The organism is Hydrogenophaga sp., assembly GCF_051007235.1.
Classification (GTDB): domain Bacteria; phylum Pseudomonadota; class Gammaproteobacteria; order Burkholderiales; family Burkholderiaceae_C; genus Hydrogenophaga.
Genome location: NZ_JBPCSJ010000029.1, coordinates 1 through 2,940 on the forward strand (window position 1 = coordinate 1; position 2,940 = coordinate 2,940).

Sequence of the window (2,940 nt, forward strand, 5' to 3'; positions counted from 1 at the left end):
CTCCGATCCGTTCTACCGCAACGGCCCGAACGACCAGGGCGTGGGCTGGAACGTGCTGGCCTCGCTGCAGCGCGTGGCCATCGGCTTCGGCATGGCAGCGCTCGTCGGCATCCCGGCCGGCTTCGCCATCGGCCGCTCGGTGTTCCTCTCGCGCATGTTCAACCCGCTGATCAGCCTCCTGCGCCCGGTGTCTCCGCTGGCCTGGCTGCCGATCGGTCTGCTGGTGTTCAAGGGCGCCAACCCGGCCGCCATCTGGACCATCTTCATCTGCTCGATCTGGCCCATGGTCATCAACACCGCGGTGGGCGTGCAGCGCGTGCCGCAGGACTACATGAACGTGGCCCGCGTGCTCAACCTCAGCGAATGGAAGATCTTCACCAAGATCCTGTTCCCCGCCGTGCTGCCCTACTTGCTGACCGGCGTGCGCCTGGCCGTCGGCACCGCCTGGCTGGTGATCGTGGCCGCTGAGATGCTGACCGGCGGCGTGGGCATCGGCTTCTGGGTCTGGGACGAGTGGAACAACCTCAACGTGTCCAGCATCATCATCGCCATCTTCGTGATCGGCATCGTCGGCCTGCTGCTGGAGTTCGCGCTCATCAAGTTGGCCTCCCTCTTCACCTTTGAGGAAGTGAAAGCATGAACACGAAGTACATCGACATCCAGAACGTGGAACAGACCTTCAAGACCAAGAATGGCAACTTCCCGGCGCTGCGCGACATCCACCTCACCGTCGCCAAGGGCGAGTTCGTGGCGCTGATCGGCCACTCGGGCAGCGGCAAATCCACGCTGCTGAACCTGATCGCCGGCCTGACCACACCCACCAGCGGTGTGCTGCTGTGCGCCGACAAGGAAATCGCCGGCCCCGGCCCCGAGCGCGCGGTGGTGTTCCAGAACCATTCGCTGCTGCCCTGGCTGACCTGCTTCGAGAACATCTACCTGGCCGTGGAGCGCGTGTTTGCCGCCACCGAAAGCAAGGCGCAACTCAAGCAACGCACGAACGACGCGCTGGCCCTGGTCGGCCTGACGCCCGCGGCGCAGAAGCGCCCCGGCGAAATCTCGGGCGGCATGAAACAGCGCGTGGGCATCGCCCGCGCCCTGTCGATGGAGCCCAAGGTGCTGCTGATGGACGAGCCCTTCGGCGCACTCGATGCGCTGACCCGCGCCAAGCTGCAGGACGAGCTGCTGGAGATCGTCGCCAAGACCCAGGCCACCGTGGTCATGGTCACCCATGACGTGGACGAGGCGGTGCTGCTGTCCGACAAGATCGTGATGATGACCAACGGCCCCGCCGCCACCATCGGCGAGGTGCTGAGCGTGCAACTGCCACGCCCGCGCAACCGCGTGGCCCTGGCCGACGACCCGCAGTACCAGCAGGTCCGCAAAGCCGTGATCGACTTCCTCTACACCCGTCAAAGCCACGTCGAAAAAGCGGCTTGAGGAGAACCCCATGGACATGCGAGTCAACCCCAAGGCGAAGATGAAACTGGTGATGGTCGGCAACGGCATGGCCGGCGTGCGCACGCTCGAAGAGCTGTTGAAGATCGCGCCCGACCTGTACGACATCACCGTGTTCGGCGCCGAGCCGCACCCCAACTACAACCGCATCCTGCTCAGCCCCGTGCTGGCCGGTGAACAGACCATCGACGAGATCATCCTCAACGACTGGTCCTGGTACTCGGACAACGGCATCACGCTGCACGCCGGCCACAAGGTGACCGAGGTGGACCGGGTCAAGCGCATCGTGCATGCGACCGGGCCGAACGGCGAGCAAGTGTCGGCCGAGTACGACCGCCTGATCATGGCGACAGGCTCCAACCCCTTCATCTTGCCCATCCCCGGCAAGGATCTGAAGGGTGTGCTGGCCTACCGCGACATCGCCGACACGCAGGCCATGATCGACGCCGCCGCGACCTACCAGCACGCGGTCGTGATCGGCGGCGGCCTGCTGGGCCTGGAAGCGGCCAACGGCCTGATGAAGCGCGGCATGAGCGTGAGCGTGGTGCACGTCTCGCCCTGGCTGATGGAGCGTCAGCTGGACGATGTTGCGGGCAAGCTGCTGCAGCAGTCGCTGGAAGAGCGTGGCATGCAGTTCCTGATCGGCGCGCAGACGCAGGAGCTGGTGGGCGGTGAAGACGGCCGCGTCAAGGCGGTGAAGTTCAAGGACGGCAGCACCGTGCCGGCCGACCTGGTGGTGATGGCCGTGGGCATCCGCCCCAACACGGCGCTGGCCGAGAGCATGCGCCTGCACGTGAACAAGGGCATCGTGGTCAGCGACACCATGCAGACCGTGACCGACCCGCGCATCTACGCGGTGGGCGAATGCGCCGCGCACCGCGGCATCGCCTACGGCCTGGTGGCACCGCTGTTCGAGCAGGGCAAGGTGCTGGCCACGCACCTGGCCGAGTTCGGCATCGGCCGCTACACCGGATCGCTGACCTCGACCAAGCTCAAGGTCACCGGCATCGACCTGTTCAGCGCCGGCAACTTCACCGGCGGAGAAGGCACGGAAGAGATCGTGATGAGCGACCCCTTCGGCGGCGTCTACAAGAAGCTGGTGATCAAGGACGACAAGCTGGTCGGCGCCTGCCTGTACGGCGACACGGTGGACGGCAGCTGGTACTTCAAGCTGCTGCGCGAAGGCCGCACCGTCAGCGACATCCGCGACAAGCTGATGTTCGGCGAGAGCAACATCGGCGACGTGGGCCACCAGGGCCACAACAAGGCCGCCGCCATGAAGGACAGCGACGAGGTCTGCGGCTGCAACGGCGTGACCAAGGGCGCGATCTGCAAGGCCATCAAGGACAAGGGCCTGTTCACGCTGGACGAGGTGAAGAAGCACACCAAGGCCAGCGCCAGCTGCGGTTCCTGCACCGGCCTGGTCGAGCAGATCCTGATGTTCACCGCCGGCGGCGACTACTCGGCCACGCCAAAGAAGAAGGC

At 65.5% G+C, this 2,940-nt stretch carries 3 protein-coding genes; all 3 read left to right on the forward strand.

Going from position 1 to position 2,940, the window contains the following annotated elements; translation table 11 throughout:
* Positions 1 to 640 (forward strand): nitrate ABC transporter permease (ntrB, locus tag ACR2JA_RS00980; RefSeq protein ID WP_434007276.1); only part of this gene is annotated, 640 nt, incomplete at its 5' end.
* On the forward strand, positions 637 to 1,437 hold the full coding sequence (locus ACR2JA_RS00985) for an ABC transporter ATP-binding protein (protein ID WP_434007277.1): 801 nt from the start codon (positions 637 to 639) through the stop codon (positions 1,435 to 1,437). The genes ntrB and ACR2JA_RS00985, both read left to right, overlap by 4 nt.
* A gap of 10 nt (positions 1,438 to 1,447) precedes the next feature.
* Positions 1,448 to 2,940, forward strand: a 1,493-nt coding sequence (locus ACR2JA_RS00990) for an FAD-dependent oxidoreductase (protein WP_434007278.1), incomplete at its 3' end; no start/stop codon positions are given.